This is a genomic window from Acidimicrobiia bacterium (genome assembly GCA_016650365.1).
Lineage (GTDB): Bacteria > Actinomycetota > Acidimicrobiia > Spongiisociales > JAENVV01 > JAENVV01.
The window spans coordinates 1-15917 of sequence record JAENVV010000166.1 but is presented as its reverse complement, the minus strand read 5'-3'; the positions used below and the strand labels follow the sequence as shown (position 1 = coordinate 15917).

The window sequence follows — 15917 nt, the reverse complement described above, 5'->3', positions numbered from 1 at the left end:
CTCAGTCCGCTGCGGTCTCCAAAGCATCGTAGGCGGCGCTGTTGAGAAGGGCTGCTACTACTGATACGCACGCCGATATCTGGTCACGCGTGACAATCAGGGGGGGCAGAAACGCAAGAACGTTTCCGAAATGACCCCCGGGGTACAGAAGTAGCCCCCGTTGGACGGCCAGGTGACTGACCGCCCGAGCGACCGGCAGAGGGATCCGGTCGTTGCGGTCGGACACGAGTTCGGCGGCCACCATGAGCCCCTGGCCTCGAATGGTGCCGACGTTCCGGTGATCACCGACCACGGCTCGCAGTTGAGCCTGGAAGTAGTCGCCGAGATCCCGAGCCTGTTTTGAAACATCGAACGATTCGTATACTTCGAGTGCGGCAAGTGCTGAGGCGCAGGACACAAGGTTGCCGGCATAGGTGCTCGATTCGGTTCCGACTGGATTCGATTCGCTGATCGAGGCACTGACGAGGCATCCCGCCAACGGGAGTCCGGCAGAGAGAGACTTGCCGACCACGATGATATCGGGATCGACGTTGTCGTCGCGTTGGTAGGCGAACAGGGAACCCGTTCTGTGAAATCCGCTCATGACTTCATCAGCGATCAGCAGGATGCCATGACGCGTGCAGATGTCTCGCAGCCCCGACATGAACCCGGCCGGAACCGGGATCATGCCACCGTTGCCCTGCACAGATTCGATGATCACGGCTCCTACCGGCATCCACCCCGAAGCCGGATCACCCAACTGCTGATCGAGGAGCGCCAACGTCGTATCTGAAATCTGTTGCGGGTCGGTCCCGAACGGCGATCGATATGGGTCCGGAAACGGTAGATGGATTGCCCCGGCCAGGAGGGTGCCCAATCCGGCACGTTGCGACTGACGTCCCATGAGGGTGAGCGCTCCCATGGTCCGGCCGTGAAACCCCCCGGAAAACGCCACGATCCCTTGCCGTCCGGTGGCGCGACGAGTCATCTTCAAAGCGACTTCGACTGCCTCGGAACCCGACGCGGCGAGCATGACTCGATAGTCGCCGGCGACGAGGCCCGCCATCTTCTCCACCAAATCGGTGCGCGTAGTCGACCCGATGGACATGGCCTGCTGCCCGCGCCCGACCTGGGTGCGGACCGCTTCGACGAGGGCCGGATGGGAGTGCCCGAGATTGAGCGAGCCGAATCCCGCCACCATATCCAAGAATCGATTGCCATCCGGGTCGGTAATGACTGCACCTTCGGCATGGTCCAGGACGATGGGATCGTCGCCAAGGCCGTACGTCAGTCCGGCCCCCGCCTCGACGGCGCTGAGGCGCTTGAGGATTTGGCGGGTTCGGGGTCCGGGATGTGGAGTTGTTATGGCTGGTGCGTCCATCATGAACGTACGCCTCCCTGGTTGGTACCTGTTGTTTTCACGTTACGCCCGCCAGAGACCACGTGGAACCTGGTGGAGTTGCTCGACGCCGGTTTTCGTGATGAGGACCAGTTGTCCGGTCTGCACTCCGGCTAACTCGTCGGGGGTGATGACGTTGGGTTGGACCACCACAGTCATCCCGGCTTCGAATACCACCTCGGTGAGGGGACCGTTCATCCGGCTGGCGGACCCAACAATGGGTTGGAAGTAGCCGCCGCCAAACCCATGCACAAGGTCGTCATAGATGGTGAACCCGGCTGCCTCGATCACGGAGGCAGCCTCGATGACCTGGGCGGCGGTCGCCCCGTCGACAAGTACGTCGGTCACGGCGTCGAAGGCCGCGTCGGCTACGTCGTGCAGCTTGACGTAAAGATCGGTTGGCTCGGCTCCGATGGTCATGGAGCGCAGAACCTGACCTGGATACCCCCACCAGGAGGCGCTGATTTCGGTGGTGAGGATGTCCCCGGCGGCAATCGTACGGGTCGTCGGATATTGGGCAGGGACACATCGGTCTGGCGACGACATGCTCGTGACGCCGAAGTAGTGGATGTGGTTGGTGCCGCCCTCTGCCAAATAGGCGGCTTCGACGATGGCCCCCAGGTCCTGTTCGGTCATGCCGGGGAGGACAGTTTCGCGCAGCGAGGTAATCGCCTGGTCGGATAACCTGGCCCCCAGTCGAAGCCAGTCGATCTCTTCGGCTGATTTGATCATTCGCAACCGGGTGTACGCGCCATCGAGGTCAATGAGCGTACCTACTGCAGCTTTGAGTACGGCATGCATTTTGTACCCGATCGGTCCGATCAGTCCGACCCGGCGGCTTCCGTGCAGGTCTTCGCTCACCGTTTGAGTCGTGGACGGACCGCCCCACTGGACTTCAGCGTCCTTGGCAAGTATTCGGGCGGTAGGTACATGGTTGTAGAACTGGATGTAAAGGTGGTCGGTTCGTCCTGGTCGGATGATGAGAGCTGCTTCGCGGGTGACCGGCCACTCGCTTATCCATTGGATGGCGGACCCGGCCCGGTTGGCCCCGTAGACGACGATGGCATCCAGTTCGTATTCGTCGATCAGACTTTCGATGGCGAGTCGCCTCCGTAGCATCTCTTCGGTTGAGAATCGTGGGTAGTTCTGCACGGCGCCGCCCTCTTGGTCAATTACAATCGATTGCAGTCAATCTACTGGAGGCTCGATGGCCGATTACGATTTTGTGGTGGCCGGGGCCGGTCACAACAGTCTCATTACTGCTGCATACCTTGCCAAAGCCGGATATTCGTGCGTGGTTCTCGACGCCCGTGAGATTCCCGGCGGAGGGGCATCAACCGAAGAGATACTTGGCTCAGGCTACTGGGTCGACACATGCTCAACCGGGCACACGCTCATCCAGGTGAATCCGTTGATCCGCAACGATGAGCTCGGTCTGGTGAGCAAATACGGGTTGAGCTACGTCGATCCGGACCCCGTTGCTCAGGTGGCATTCCCCGACGGCGAACCGTTCACGATGTGGCTTGACCTTGACCGCACCTGCGAGGAAATCGCCCGCTTTTCGGAGAAGGATGCCGAGGCCTACCGGCGCCTGGTCGCCGAGTACGACGAGGTCAAAACCCTCATCGGTCAGGTCCGGTTTCGACCGGTCGGGTTTGGCCCATCGGCCGAGGAGTTGCTTGCTTCCCATCCGCGTGGGGACGTCTGGCAGCGTCGGTCGATGCTGACGGCTCGTGACATCATTTTGCGCGAATTCGAGTCACCCCACATGCGGGCGTTCATGGGATGGATTTCGCTGCAGACCGCCGTCCCGCTCGACGCTCCTGGTTCGGGAATCCTGGCGTATTCGATTGTGAGCGCCCGGCAGGCTCGTAGTTGGTCGTTACCGGTTGGGGGGTCAGGCAAGCTCATCGATGCGCTGGTCGGATACCTCGAAGACGCCGGGGCCACCATTCTCTGCAATCGTATGGTGTCCGAGCTGATCCTGGAAGGCGACCGATGTGTTGGGGTGCGCACGACCGAGGGTGAAGAGTTCCGGGCCACCAAGGGGGTCGTGTCAACGATCCACGTCAAGAAGCTCCTGGAGATGGCCCCCGCCGAAGCCTGGGGGGAGGGTTTCACCTACGGCGTTGAGACGTTCCATCCTGGTACGCCCTTTTTTGCCGGCTACTTCGCCACAACGGCCCCCCCGGTGTTTCCGACTCCCGATGGTGGGCGCTCGGCGGTCTCGGCCGGCCTGGCCCCGTGGATCGAAGACGCTGTCCAGCAAGGTCGCGACGTCTACGACGGCAAGTTCGTCAAGAATCCCGGGTGGCTGTTGGCCGCCACTCCCACGTTGGTTGACCGTGGTCGGGCTCCGGAAGGCACCCACACCGTCAAGCTTGTCACGTTCAATACCTATGACGCCGACGGACGCGGTCCCGAGCATTGGGACGAGATCAAGGAAGCAGAGATGGACAAGTTGCTTGATCATTTCCGTAAGTTCGTGCCGACGTTCACCGACGATGTCATCACTGCCCGTCTGGTGAAGTCCCCACTCGACTTCGAGCGTATGAATCCACACATGGTTGGTGGCACTCCACACGGCGGCGATCGTGGTTTGATCTTCTCTGGTAGCCAGCGTCCGGCGCCCGGTTGGGCACAACACCGCATGCCGATTGCCGGTCTCTATCAGACCGGCGGTACCACTCACCCGGGTGGTTCGATCACCGGTGCTCCCGGGCGCAACGCCGCCATGGTGATTCTTCACGACCTGGGAACCACCATCGAGGAAGTCCTCTAAGGCCAAGAGAATGGGAGCCCGATGGGCTCCCATTCTCTAGCTTGGGGAATTGCTTTTAGTAGTTGGCGACGTTCTCTTTGCCGGACGAGAAGTCGGCTGCCGGGTTGGCATCGAGCCCGAGGGCCGCTTGCGCAACATGCAGTCCAGACACATCCGTGTAGTCCCGCCATGGAACTCCGTCGCGAACGTTGCCGAACGGCGTAAGGAAATCCATCCAGGTGTCCATTTCAACCGGATCGAACCCGAGATCCTGCGTCATGATCGTCGCGTCCAGGTCGAACACGGAATAGGCCTCCTCGGGGAAGTCGATCTCCCAGTCGTCGTTCAAGATCTGGCGTACTTCCTCGAAGTTGTCCACCGTCTTGCAGAACTGCTGTGCCTTGATATAGGCATGGGCCCACGCTGCCGGGAAGTTCGGATCTTCGTCGATCTTGCTCTGGAGCATTCCGAAGCCACCCTGAGGGGAGTTCAAGAAGTCCTGGAAGAGGGCACTTCCGCCGACTTGCTCGGCCAACGGGATATGGCGTGGGAAGGCGATGGTTGCGTCGAGCGTTCCTGCCAGCATCAACGTGACCCAGTCGTTTGATCCACCGGTCGTATTGATGAACTCAACGTCGGTCTGCCAGTCAAGGCCGAGTTGCTCGAGCATGTACTTGCAGAGCGCTTCGTTGACCTGACCCTCGCGACCGCCGCCGACCTTCTTGCCTGCCAGGTTGTCGGCTGTGATGCCGGCATTGGCGATCAGCACCAACGGCTGCGCGCCGAGGTTGATGTTGATCATCTTGAGGCCCTGTGGGTCGCCGCTGGTGGTTGCCTTGTCTTCGAAGTCATACAAGACGTCCGAGTCGAACAACGACAGATGGTACGAGCCACCAATCGTTGGAGCGATCGGGTCGTCGGCGTCGTTGATGTCGAGCGGCTCGGTGATTCCGACCTCTTCGAAGAAGCCTTTGGTCTGGCCGATATACAGAGGAGCCCGCAAGACCCGGTTCGGGTTGTTGTACCCGACGGTCACCTTGCTGATCGTGGTGGTCGGAATGCTCATTCCAGCCGTGGTCGTTGGGCTCGCTCCGGCGGCGGTCGTTGGCGTAGCTCCGGCGGCGGTCGTTGGCGTAGCTCCGGCCGCAGTTGTGCCTGGTGCGGCGGCCGCGGTAGTTGTCGTTGAATCACTTGCTCCGCAAGCCGCGAGCGCTATTCCGCCCAGAGCCACCCCGGAGTAACTAAGGAACTTCCGACGGGATAGTTCCCCGAGCATTCTTTGTTGTGCTGTTTCCTTCTTATCTTTCACATTTCCTCCTAGTACATCAGGTCTTGGAAACCTGTCTCCATGGTGCGATTTTTGCTTCCATCGACCTCGTTCCTTGTACAAGGATGAGGGCGAAAACTGCCAAGCTCATCAACGACGCATACGTTAATGCAGAGTTGAAAGCGCTTGCTGATCTGAAGATGAGCCATCCTAGACCGCCGAGCGTGCTGGCGCCGGTCAGGAACTCAACGATGACCACCCCGATAAGTCCGCGGCTCAGGCTGAGCTGGATCCCTGACACGACGAACGGAAGGGTGTACGGAAGGACGACCTTTTTATAGATCTGAGCTCGACCAGCTCCGAAAACTCGAGCCGCGTTGATGAGGGACTGTTCGGTGGTCTTAACGCCCGCCCAGGTGTTGATGATGACCGGGAAAATGGCAGTCAGGATGATCAGGGCGTATTTGATGGATTCGCCGATACCCATGATCATGACCAGCGGTGCATAGATGGCAAGTCGTGGAAGTGAAGACAGCGTCCACACGTACGGGCTGAGGATGGCGTCTACCCACTTGAATCCGCCCATGGCCAGGCCGATGGGTATGCCGATTCCGATGGCGATGACCATCGAGATGGCGTAACGTTGCAGCGATTCCCAGGCGTTTCTGGCGATAACGAAGTCCCGCAGCAGCTCAAAACTGGTTCCATCGTCGGCCTGGCCTCCGAGCCAACCGATCTTGAGGGCCCTGAGGGTGTCGGTGAACGTCGGGAAGATGAGATGTGGGCCGATGACCTCGAAATGCGCCAGGAGCTGCCAGATGATAAAGAAGATCGTCAGATTGATGACGGTCACGATGGCGAACCGGTAGCGAGTCCAGATACGAGCCCAGGTCCACTCGGCGTCTTTGATGCGAGGCTGGGCGGTCAGGGCCGCCCCGTCCGTGCTCTTCTTGTTACCTGGTTCTTGTGAATCGACTTTTTGGGTCATGATCAGATCCCTGGGTCCATGGTGGTTGCCGGACTGGTTGACAGGCGATCCAGCCTGGGGTCGCCTGTTGTTTCGCTGTCGTCGTGGTGGGCATCCTGGGCACCGAGTGCCTCATCTTTCACCAAATTCCACAGATGTTCTCTCAGTTCGCCGTACCGGGGGTGACTGGTGATCTCGCCCTCGGCCAGGCGGGGTCGCTCCATGTCCACTTCGACGATTTCACGAACCTTGCCTGGCCGGTTCGAGATGACCGCGATGCGATCACCGAGTGCGATGGCCTCATCGATGCTGTGGGTGATGAATACAACCGTTTGTCCGGCGTTCATGACAAGCGCCTCCAGCTGAGCCTGAAGGACCTCGCGCGTCATGGCGTCGACCGCCCCGAACGGTTCGTCGGCCAGCAGCACCTTTGGTTGCGTGACCATGGCCCGAGCCAAACCGACTCGTTGGCGCATGCCACCGGAGAGTTCGTATGGGAAGGACTTCTCGAACCCGACGAGTCCGACATCTTCGATGATGTCCTGCACCTTCTCGGCTACCTCGGCCTTGGAGAAGTTGTGCGGTCGAAGCTCGAAGGGAAGCTGAATGTTGTGCTCGACGGTACGCCACGGCATGATCGCATAGTCCTGGAATACCATCGACCGATCCTCACCTGGTCCATCGATCGGTTTGCCGTCGAACGTCACGGTCCCTGCCCACGGCTTTACCAGCCCGGCTATGACGTTGACGAAGGTGGTCTTGCCACATCCGGAAGGACCGACGAGCACCAGGAACTCGCCTTCGTGAACGGTAAGTGACACTCCTTCGAGGGCGGTGAGCAGTTTTCGCTCTCGCTCAAGTTCGTAGCCGGCAGTCATTGAGTCGGCCACGATTAGGGGGCGGCGAGCCTGTCCTGTCGCTGTCACGCCACTTATCCTCCTGCCGCTATGGCCATTCGGGGGTTTTCCGCAATCGATTGCAGCCCACCCTACAACGTTTCCAACTGCACCACGAGGAAAATCGGATGTTTTTCAAATCCCGAACAGTCGCCTGGCATTGCCGAGCAGAATCTTGGAGCGGACTTCCGGCTTTATCGGAAGCTCGTCGAACTCGCGCATCCACCGGTCTATGCCCACGACCGGCCAATCGGTGCCGAAGAGGACCTGATCCTGAAGCAACGAGTTGGCGTAGTGGACGACTTCGGCCGGAAAGTACTTCGGGGCGAAGCCACTCAGGTCGATCCAGACATTCGACTTGTGCCAGGCAACCGCCAACGTTTCCTGGTGATATGGCCAACCCGGGTGGGCATGAATGATCTGGAGCTCCGGGAAGTCGGCGGCCATGTCATCCAGGTAGGGGATCGGTCGGACGTTCTCGAGGCGATACCCCATGCCTCCAGGACGACCGGCACCTGATCCGGCGAACCCCATATGAAACATGACCACGAGTCCGAGTTCCTGGCAAACCTCCCAGATTGGATACACCTTTGGATCGTTCATGAAGAACTTCTGGCGCGACGGGTTCAGCTCCCCGACCCCTTTGATCGCGAACTCTGAGTGGCAGCGGCGAATTTCTGCGACTGCCTTGGCGGGTTGGTGCGGGTCGATGCCGGCGAACGGGATGAAGACGTCCGGGTGATTCGATACTGCCTGACCGATGAGGTCGTTGGGTGCCCCTTTGACGCCGGACGTCGATTCGTCGTCAGAGTTGCAGAGCACCGCCATCATCTTGCGGTCCCGATACATGTCGGCCTGTTCTGCGAACGAAACGGGCTGGCGTTCCTTGCCGAAGTGTTCACCCATCTGCCGACGGCGGGCGCCCATCGCGGCCAGGAACTCTTCAGTCTGCGGGTGGGTATGGACGTCGATCGCTACGACGTCACTCATCAACATGGTTTATTCGTTTCGGTCAAATCACACCTGCTTCTCGCAGTCGCCCGATGGCGGCGCTGTCATATCCGATTTCGGAGAGCAGTTCGTCGGTGTGCTCACCATGGTCGGGGGCAGGCGGTTCTACCCGGAGAGGGGTTCCGTCCATCTCGATGGGGGGACCGACCTGCCGCAGCGGTCGTTGATCCTTCATGTCGATCTCATGGATCATCCGCAGCTGACTGACCTGGGGGTCGTTGAACATGGTTTCGATTTCATTGATCGGACCGTGCGGTACATCGGCCGCCGCCAGCAGATCAAACCATTCTGCCCGGGTCTTCGTAAGCGCCACATCCTTGAGGAGCGCATCGAGATCGGCATAGTTGTTGTGCCGGTCGTCGCGAGACATGAACCGGGGGTCGGTCTGCAAGTCCGGCTTTCCAATCACATTGGTCAAGGCGACCCAGAACTTGTTGGGAACGGATAGGTGGATGACGAACGAAAGCTCGTCCATGGACACGAGTCCGTACGCTTGGGCCCGGCGCTGCCGGGTGTTGTTGAGCGTGATCTCGCCCTGATCGAGAAAGCTTGAACCTGGCTCGGCGAGGAAGCCGATGGTCGAGCGCAGCATGGAGGCGTCGATGAACTGGCCGTGACCGGTTCTCTCCCTGGAGAAGAGAGCGGCCAGGATGCCTTGCGTGGCATGGGTGCCGGCCAGCAGATCGGAGAAGGCCGGCCCGACCGGTTGAGGATGTTGGGGGTCGAGGATCTGGCTGAACAGTCCCCCCATCGCCGAGATAACCGTGTCATAGGCGGCTCGATCGACCATCGGACCCTTCGAGCCGAAACCGGAGATTGAGCAATAGATGAGTCGGGGGTTGCGGGCCCGCAGAACGTCCCACCCGATTCCGAGGCGATCCAAGACCCCCGGGCGGAAGTTCTCAAGAACCACGTCTGCCGTATCGGCCAGCTTTAGAAAGACCTCGGTTGCCTCGGGGCGTTTGAGGTCGAGGGTGATGCCCCGCTTGGTGCGGTTATAGACGGCGAACTGCGGGCTGTGTGAGCGGTCACCGGCTTGCCAATACCGCATCGGGTCGCCTCGATCGGGTTCTTCGACCTTGATCACGTCGGCGCCCATCTCTCCGAGCGCCTTGCCGGCGTAAGGGGCTGCGATGTAGCGCGAGAGCTCGAGGACCCGGATGCCGGCCAACGCACCGCCGTTCACGGTTGTTCCTCCAGACCGGTGGGAACCGTGTCACGGATCACGACGCCATTGAGACGGATCTGTTCATAGATAGGCACCGCTTTGGCGACCAGATTGGTGACCGGGCAACGGGCATTCGCCTCGTCGGCCATAGCCAGCACCGCCTCCGTTGCCGACGGACTCGTAACGTTGGCTTCGATGATGATCCACTGTGGGTTGGGAGGAACCTCGCCGACCTTGTGCTCCCCGCGCATGTCCATGTACGTGTGGACGTCGATCTCCAGCTCCTCGATCTCCACATCGGCCAGTGCGGCTCCCTTGGCGAACCACACTTGCTGGCAGAAGGCGATCGAGGAGAGGAAGTAGCGCAGCGGACTCGGAGCCCGGCTGGTGCCGGCTCGCCCATCGGATTCGTCGCATTCGAAGGAGAACTCTTTGTCGTATTGGATGAAATCGGAACGTGCGTGAACGTTGTGGACGAGCGTCGTCTTGACCAATGGCCGCACGTGTCCGGCGCTCGGATCGTCTTCGAGGAGGCGAGCGGTATCCGCTACGTTTTCTCTGAGCTTGGCGTTGTCGACCCGGATGCGACCCTCCTCGGTTGGTTTCGATCCTACGTTGGCTTGATCCGAAATGCCCGGTTCCCCGGTGTTCGCCCGGCGAGCGGATCTTCGCGTATCTGGCTGGTTAGTCTCATGGCTAAGGAGGCCATCATGCCAAACATCAGCTACCCGCCGCCAGATTCGCTGCCCCCGGATGACCGTGACCTACTTGAGCATGCCCGATGGAATGGGACGCCTCGCCCGGAAAGCCAGTCGATCCGGTCGCACGTTCCGGCGGTGCTCCACACATTTACGAACGCCTGGCGGGAAACGTTCATTGAGGGAGTGCTCGACCATTCGGTCAAGGAACTGTGCCGGGTGTACGTATCGCAATCGATTGAATGTGACTACTGAGGGGTCCAACGGTCCGTCCAGGGTGGACGGCAAGGACTTACCGAATCCGATTATGACGAATTGCTTCGGTTTGAGGATTCGGATCGATTCGATGATCGCCAGAAGGCGGCCCTCCGCTACACGAGCGCCATCCTCTGGGACTCCAGCATCGCCGATGACGATCTGTGGGCGCAGCTACACGCTTACTTCACCGAGCCCGAACTTGTCGAGCTGGGCTTCTTCATCGCCTTGACGAGCGGTCAGCAGCGATGGATCAAAACGTTGGGGATTGGACATCGTGAGGTGTTGGGTGACACTCAGGTAGGTTTGGCGGCCGCAGACAGCGAATAAGGAGCAGGAAAATGGGTATCGACCCTGAAGCGGTGCGAATTACCGAGATGACTCCCGACCATGGGGAGGTCGAGTTGACGTTCGTCGAAACGTGGGATGGTCTCTACGCCCCGGTTGGATTACGGACGCCCGATGGACCGGGGCCGTTTCCTCTCATCCTGTTGGCATCTGGGAATGGTGGCGAAGGCATGGCCTGGATCCGTGATGCGATGCGGAATCGCGGTTGGACCATGGATCGTCTCGTCGAGGCCGGGTACGCCTGTGCCTGGATTCGCTATCGCACCGAAGTCGAACTCGGGTACCACAATGGTGGCCCGTTGGTCAGGGACGCTCGACAGGGTCGTGAAATGTTCAACCGGTCGCCCCTCGAGTATGAGGACGAGATCGCCATCATCGAGTACTTCAACGCAGATCCGCGGTTTTCCGGCGTCGGGTTGATTGGCATGAGTCACGGCGGTGAGATGGTCATGAAGATTTGCTCGGAGTATCACGGGGCGCTCGTCGGCGTGGCCAGCGAACCCGCCTCACATGAATACCTCGCTCTGAATCCGGACCACACGGCCCCCATGAATGAAGAAACGCACATGCGCAACATCGAAGACATGCAAATGGCGGAGGTCGAGAAGGTACGAGGCCGGATCGACATGGATATCGCTCGCGCCAGGGTGTCCGGCATTCAAACCCCAATCCTCGTGATGGGACGCGAAACCGACCACCTGCAAGGCATATTCAGGACTACCTACGACATGCTGGCCGAAGCAGGCAAAGACTGTGAATGGGTGTCGTGGGATCATGACCTGCACGGTTACGTGTACCCGATGCGCGGAGCCGACGGCGAATACGAGGTCAATGACGTTCAGCGCCAGGCTGTGGCCGGGGTCATCGCCTACCTTGATCGATACATGAAGTGACCGACCGGGTCCCCAAAGGGGTAAAGGTCCTGATCGGTGCCATATTCCTGTCACGAGTTGGACAGGCCGCGCTTGTGGCGATCGTCGGTCTACAGATCTATCAGATCACCGGGCGAGAACTCGACCTCGGACTCCTTGGTCTGGTGCAGTTCGTTCCGGTCTTCTTCTTGTCGCCGGCGGCAGGGTTCCTGTCCGATCGTTTTGATCGACGCAAGGTGTATGCGTTTGGACTGATTGCGCAGATGCTGGTGTCGCTCGGTCTGGTCAGGTACTCCTTGTCCGAGCCGACCAGCGTGGCCCCTGCTTTTGTTCTCATGGGTCTTTTTGGAGCCGGTCGGGCGCTGGTGGCTCCGTCTGGTTGGGCGCTGCCCTTTGACCTATCGCCGCCGAGTGTTGTAAGCAGGGTCGTCGCCATCCGGTCCGGGTCGTTCCAGGTTGCAACGATTGTTGGTCCTGTGGCCGCCGCGGTTCTGTACGAGCGGAACTCGGCCCTACCGTACCTCGCGGCGGCCATCTTTTACGTGGCGTCCATGGGCGCCCTGTTCTTCGTGCCGAAGCCGACAACGATGAAGATGAGCCAGGCAACGACGCCCCGAGCTGCCATCCGGGACGCCTTTGAAGGACTGCGGTTCATTCGACGCACTCCCACGGTGCTCGGGATCATGACTCTTGACCTGTTCGCGGTGCTGCTTGGAGGAGCGGTTGCCTTGCTTCCGGCGATCGCCGACGAACGCCTCGGAGTGGGAGTTGTCGAGTTCGGGTGGCTACGAGCATCGATTGCCATAGGCGCGCTCGGCATGGCCACCATCCTGGCAGTCCGCCCGATGAGACGACATGCAGGCCCAAAGATGCTCGTTGCTGTCTTCATATTTGGACTTGCCACGATCGTGCTCGGTGTCACAACCAACTTTGTTGTCGCCCTGGTCGCTCTGGCCGTACTCGGGGCGGCCGACGTTGTTTCGGTGGTGGTCCGTTCCTCGGTGACTCCGCTCGCTACGCCTGAGCATATGCGGGGCCGGGTCCTAGCCACTGAGAGCGTTTTCATTGGCGGGTCCAATGAGCTGGGTGCCGTCGAGTCAGGATTAGTCGGGCAGTGGCTTGGCGCCTCGCTGGCGGTGATTACCGGCGGGATCGGGACGCTTCTGATCGTCGTTCTCTGGTGGAGACTCTTTCCGGCACTGCGCGGGATTGACCGTGTCCAGGACGTGGTACCCGAGGTCCTGGGTGGACCTCAGTCACCGCCCTAGCGGTTGGATGAACGCCAGCCCCGATACCGGCACGCGAGGCCCACTCATGTGTAGTCTCGCAACCCATGGCAGATCCGAGAATTGAAGCAGCAATTTCACATTGGGCGCCCCGATACGTTGAGAATGGTGTGCCGGTCGGCGACTTTCTGGAGGTGACCGGTTCGATCGACTCGTGGGACGAGTGGTGCTCGGCCTGGTCGGCTTGTGGTGCGATTCACGAGGCCGAAGGAGACCGGGCGCTGTCGCAGGGGCGGACTCGCAGCGCAGCAGTCCATTTCAACACCGCGGCGGTTTGCTATCACTTCGGGAAGTTCTTGTTCACTCACGACCTCGTCCAGATGAAGGCCGCCCATCAGGGGGCCATTCGGGCCCATCGCAAAGCACATCCGCTCTTTGCCGAACCGGTCGAACGACTTGAGATTCCGTTCGGTGACGGCCCGCCTCTCGTCGGCAACCTTCGTAAGCCAATTGGTATCGAGAACCCACCGATCGTGCTCATGATGCCTGGTCTGGATTCGGCCAAGGAAGAACTCTCGACCAACGAACAGTTCTATCTCGATCGGGGCATGGCCACGTTCACGATGGATGGGCCAGGACAAGGCGAGTCGGAGTTCGATTACCCGATCACCCCGACCTACGAGGTGGCAGCTGCTGCCGCCATCGATGTGCTGGAGGCGAGGGACGATCTCGATACCGACCGTCTCGGGGCGTGGGGGGTCAGCATGGGCGGCTTCTATGTGGTTCGGGCTGCCTGTTTCGAGAAGCGGATCAAGGCTTTGGTTTCCCTGTCGGGGCCGTTCCGGGTGGTGGACTCGTGGGACATCCTTCCGCCGATGTCGCTGGAGACGTGGCGGGTTCGAACTCATTCCGAAACCCTTGATGAAGCGTATCCGAAGGCCGAACTGTTGGATCTCACCGAGGTCATCCATCAGGTCACCTGCCCGGCCTACATCATGGGGGGCGATCAGGACCGGATCGTCCCACCGGCGGCGGCTCGCGAGATGGCAGAGGGTATTACCGGTCCGGTCACCCTGAACATCATCAAGGGGGGTAACCACGTGGCGTCGAACAAGGCGTATCTGTACCGTCACGATGCCGCCGACTGGATGGCCAGGCAACTTGGGGCCAGAGGCTGATGGATGTCTGAGCTGGTCGCGATCCTCGGGGTTCCTCACAATCCGCTCCTCAAGCGAGCCATGCAGGCGGGGATAGATGACGACTTGCGCGCCACCCATGAGAACTTTCAGGATTTCCGCGGCCGCCTTGAGGACGCCCGGCCTGACGTCCTGATCATGGTCGGTTCAGACCACTTCCGGAAGTTCTTCTATGACAACTCGCCGGCGTTCATGATCGGCAAGGCGTCCCGGTTTCAAGGAACCCACCCCAACGAGATCAGGACGTTCGGGCTCGATCCGATGGAGGTGCCAGGGGACGTCGAGATGGCCACATCACTGTTGGGTACCAAGTACCTCAACAGCGACTCCATCGACTTCGGCTTTTCGAATGAGTGGCTGATCGACCATGGATGGACGGTCCCGCTGTGGTTCCTGCGGCCCCAGTACGACATTCCGATTGTTCCGATTCACACAAATACCAACATGCCACCGCTGCCCGGGCCGCGGCGGTTTGCCGCTCTCGGGCAATACCTTCGAGAAACCATTGCCACCGATGGAGCCGACAAACGCGTTGCCATCATTGCCACCGGGCACCTCGCGACCGATATTGGCGGACCCCGCCAGTTCCTCGGTGGGGATTCACCGGATCCCGAGTTCGACGCCGATGCGGTGGCGTGGATGGCGAGTGGGGATATCGATGTTGCCATCGATGGGTGTCAGTTCGATCGACTCGCGTCGGCAGGCAATGTCACATTGCAGTTTCTTAACTTGCTCGTCGGGCTTGCGGCCGCCAATCGAGTCCCGGACTTCGCAGAGGGCACCGCCTCGCGATTTGCGCCCGGCCCGTTTTTCTACTGGGACATGAAGGACCAACCATGAGCCGGTTCGACATCAACAAGTTCATGATGTTTGTGGATGGGACGACCGAAGCGCTCAACGAGTTCTGCATCGATCGGGAAGGCTTCGTGGCCAGGTGGGTTGGAGCCGCGGAAGAATCTGTGCGACCGGTCCCCGACGGCGGATCCCTGTCAACCGACGAGCAAGCCGCCCTGGTCGGCCTCGATGTCGGGACCTTGTACGAGATGGGAGCGCACCCGTACATTCTTTTGCATTTCGCCAGGGCTGTCGAGGTGGACTTCAACGGAATCGCCTTCCCTGAGTTTGATCGCGCATACAAAGAGGCCGTCACGCCGCACGGCTACCCCAACTTTGCGACGTAGCCATGGACGGCCGGGAGAGCGCCCTCATCGTTGCGGTACCCGCAGCCGAGAGAGTGGTCGGACTCCTACGAAACAACCTGGCTAGTTCGGCGCCGCTCGGGGTTCCCGCCCACATCACCGTGCTCTACCCGTTCATGCCGCCAGACCTGCTGAATGACGACGTGCTCGGCGATCTGGCGACCATGTTCGCGCCGGTTCCACCCTTCAAGTTGAGTCTGGCATCGGTCGGTTGGTTCACCACCGAAGTGGTGTATTTAGTGCCGCAACCCGAGGCTGTCTTCAAGCGTCTTACGGCAATGGTCTGGGAGCGATGGCCGGAGTGGCCACCCTACGGCGGATTGCATCCAAATCCGACTCCCCACCTCACGGTCGGCGACAGCGAGGATTATTCGTCGATGGTCGAAGCTGCTGCGGCTATCGAGGCACTGCTCCCCGTCGAAACGACCGTCTCTGAGGTCGACCTGATCTCCGGAGATGCCACCCCTGGCTCCTGGGCCCGGATCGCCAGCTTCACCCTCGGCGATGGGTAGTCAGTCTCGCAAGCCAAGATCGGGACCGGAGACACATGGTGCTTCTTCCCTATCCATTGGTGTGACTCTCGGGTAGTGCGTTTGGGGGAAGCTTCTTCAAGGGAAGTGCCTTCGGGCTGATCGCCCGGGGTTCTTAGGGTGGTTGGGGTTTGTTGGTGTAGGT

Annotated in this window: 17 protein-coding genes; 9 read left to right on the top strand and 8 right to left on the bottom strand. The window is 60.3% G+C overall.

The window, feature by feature from the left end; genetic code table 11:
* Position 1: 1 nt before the first annotated feature.
* On the bottom strand, positions 2 to 1363 hold the full coding sequence (locus tag JJE47_10290) for an aspartate aminotransferase family protein (protein ID MBK5267811.1): 1362 nt from the start codon (positions 1361 to 1363) through the stop codon (positions 2 to 4).
* Positions 1364 to 1402: 39 nt separating this feature from the next.
* Positions 1403 to 2530 carry an aminopeptidase P family protein gene (locus JJE47_10285; GenBank protein ID MBK5267810.1) on the bottom strand — a complete coding sequence of 376 codons (1128 nt, stop codon included), beginning with the start codon at positions 2528 to 2530 and terminating at the stop codon, positions 1403 to 1405.
* A 55-nt stretch (positions 2531 to 2585) separates the two neighbouring features.
* Between JJE47_10285 and JJE47_10280 the strand changes: the two genes are divergently transcribed.
* Positions 2586 to 4160: an NAD(P)/FAD-dependent oxidoreductase gene (locus tag JJE47_10280; GenBank protein ID MBK5267809.1), complete on the top strand. Its 1575-nt coding sequence runs from the start codon at positions 2586 to 2588 to the stop codon at positions 4158 to 4160.
* A gap of 55 nt (positions 4161 to 4215) precedes the next feature.
* Here JJE47_10280 and JJE47_10275 read toward each other — a convergent pair whose 3' ends face one another.
* From JJE47_10275 to JJE47_10250, 6 genes are all read right to left on the bottom strand, one after another.
* Positions 4216 to 5448, bottom strand: coding sequence for an ABC transporter substrate-binding protein (locus JJE47_10275; GenBank protein ID MBK5267808.1), 1233 nt, complete (start codon positions 5446 to 5448; stop codon positions 4216 to 4218).
* 16 nt (positions 5449 to 5464) lie between these two features.
* Positions 5465 to 6394 (bottom strand): ABC transporter permease, encoded by a 930-nt coding sequence (locus JJE47_10270; GenBank protein ID MBK5267807.1) that lies wholly within the window; start codon positions 6392 to 6394, stop codon positions 5465 to 5467.
* 2 nt (positions 6395 to 6396) lie between these two features.
* Positions 6397 to 7251 (bottom strand): ABC transporter ATP-binding protein, encoded by an 855-nt coding sequence (locus tag JJE47_10265; GenBank protein ID MBK5267806.1) that lies wholly within the window; start codon positions 7249 to 7251, stop codon positions 6397 to 6399.
* A gap of 153 nt (positions 7252 to 7404) precedes the next feature.
* On the bottom strand, positions 7405 to 8265 hold the full coding sequence (locus tag JJE47_10260; protein MBK5267805.1) for an amidohydrolase: 861 nt from the start codon (positions 8263 to 8265) through the stop codon (positions 7405 to 7407).
* Positions 8266 to 8281: 16 nt separating this feature from the next.
* Complete coding sequence (locus tag JJE47_10255; GenBank protein MBK5267804.1) at positions 8282 to 9466, bottom strand: CoA transferase; 1185 nt, start codon at positions 9464 to 9466, stop codon at positions 8282 to 8284.
* A complete protein-coding gene (locus JJE47_10250) occupies positions 9463 to 9951 on the bottom strand; it encodes an OsmC family protein (GenBank protein ID MBK5267803.1) in 489 nt (162 codons plus the stop codon). The genes JJE47_10255 and JJE47_10250 overlap by 4 nt, the downstream gene beginning before the upstream one ends.
* Positions 9952 to 10158: 207 nt before the next feature.
* Here JJE47_10250 and JJE47_10245 point away from each other — a divergent pair, with 207 nt between their 5' ends.
* The 8 genes from JJE47_10245 (at position 10159) to JJE47_10210 (ending at position 15754) form a co-directional block, all read left to right on the top strand.
* Positions 10159 to 10401, top strand: coding sequence for a hypothetical protein (locus JJE47_10245; GenBank protein ID MBK5267802.1), 243 nt, complete (start codon positions 10159 to 10161; stop codon positions 10399 to 10401).
* A gap of 60 nt (positions 10402 to 10461) precedes the next feature.
* A complete protein-coding gene (locus JJE47_10240; protein MBK5267801.1) occupies positions 10462 to 10731 on the top strand; it encodes a hypothetical protein in 270 nt (89 codons plus the stop codon).
* Positions 10732 to 10742: 11 nt separating this feature from the next.
* On the top strand, positions 10743 to 11642 hold the full coding sequence (locus JJE47_10235; protein MBK5267800.1) for a hypothetical protein: 900 nt from the start codon (positions 10743 to 10745) through the stop codon (positions 11640 to 11642).
* A complete protein-coding gene (locus JJE47_10230; GenBank protein ID MBK5267799.1) occupies positions 11639 to 12889 on the top strand; it encodes an MFS transporter in 1251 nt (416 codons plus the stop codon). Before JJE47_10235 ends, JJE47_10230 begins: the two co-directional genes overlap by 4 nt.
* A 65-nt stretch (positions 12890 to 12954) precedes the next feature.
* Complete coding sequence (locus tag JJE47_10225; GenBank protein MBK5267798.1) at positions 12955 to 14025, top strand: alpha/beta fold hydrolase; 1071 nt, start codon at positions 12955 to 12957, stop codon at positions 14023 to 14025.
* Between the two features lie 3 nt (positions 14026 to 14028).
* The gene (locus tag JJE47_10220; GenBank protein MBK5267797.1) at positions 14029 to 14883 is read left to right on the top strand and encodes an extradiol ring-cleavage dioxygenase; all 855 of its coding nucleotides are present in this window, start codon (positions 14029 to 14031) and stop codon (positions 14881 to 14883) included.
* The gene (locus tag JJE47_10215) at positions 14880 to 15224 is read left to right on the top strand and encodes a hypothetical protein (GenBank protein ID MBK5267796.1); all 345 of its coding nucleotides are present in this window, start codon (positions 14880 to 14882) and stop codon (positions 15222 to 15224) included. The genes JJE47_10220 and JJE47_10215 overlap by 4 nt, the downstream gene beginning before the upstream one ends.
* Positions 15225 to 15226: 2 nt before the next feature.
* Positions 15227 to 15754: a 2'-5' RNA ligase family protein gene (locus JJE47_10210; GenBank protein ID MBK5267795.1), complete on the top strand. Its 528-nt coding sequence runs from the start codon at positions 15227 to 15229 to the stop codon at positions 15752 to 15754.
* The last annotated feature ends 163 nt before the right edge of the window (positions 15755 to 15917 follow it).

What these genes read in the sequence shown, in the direction of transcription:
- JJE47_10290 (MBK5267811.1), bottom strand. Translation starts at nt 1,363, where the DNA reads ATGATGGACGCACCAGCCATAACAACTCCACATCCCGGACCCCGAACC.
- JJE47_10280 (MBK5267809.1), top strand. Translation starts at nt 2,586, where the DNA reads ATGGCCGATTACGATTTTGTGGTGGCCGGGGCCGGTCACAACAGTCTC.
- JJE47_10270 (MBK5267807.1), bottom strand. Translation starts at nt 6,394, where the DNA reads ATGACCCAAAAAGTCGATTCACAAGAACCAGGTAACAAGAAGAGCACG.
- JJE47_10265 (MBK5267806.1), bottom strand. Translation starts at nt 7,251, where the DNA reads ATGACTGCCGGCTACGAACTTGAGCGAGAGCGAAAACTGCTCACCGCC.
- JJE47_10260 (MBK5267805.1), bottom strand. Translation starts at nt 8,265, where the DNA reads ATGTTGATGAGTGACGTCGTAGCGATCGACGTCCATACCCACCCGCAG.
- JJE47_10245 (MBK5267802.1), top strand. Translation starts at nt 10,159, where the DNA reads ATGCCAAACATCAGCTACCCGCCGCCAGATTCGCTGCCCCCGGATGAC.
- JJE47_10235 (MBK5267800.1), top strand. Translation starts at nt 10,743, where the DNA reads ATGGGTATCGACCCTGAAGCGGTGCGAATTACCGAGATGACTCCCGAC.
- JJE47_10225 (MBK5267798.1), top strand. Translation starts at nt 12,955, where the DNA reads ATGGCAGATCCGAGAATTGAAGCAGCAATTTCACATTGGGCGCCCCGA.
- JJE47_10220 (MBK5267797.1), top strand. Translation starts at nt 14,029, where the DNA reads ATGTCTGAGCTGGTCGCGATCCTCGGGGTTCCTCACAATCCGCTCCTC.
- JJE47_10215 (MBK5267796.1), top strand. Translation starts at nt 14,880, where the DNA reads ATGAGCCGGTTCGACATCAACAAGTTCATGATGTTTGTGGATGGGACG.
- JJE47_10210 (MBK5267795.1), top strand. Translation starts at nt 15,227, where the DNA reads ATGGACGGCCGGGAGAGCGCCCTCATCGTTGCGGTACCCGCAGCCGAG.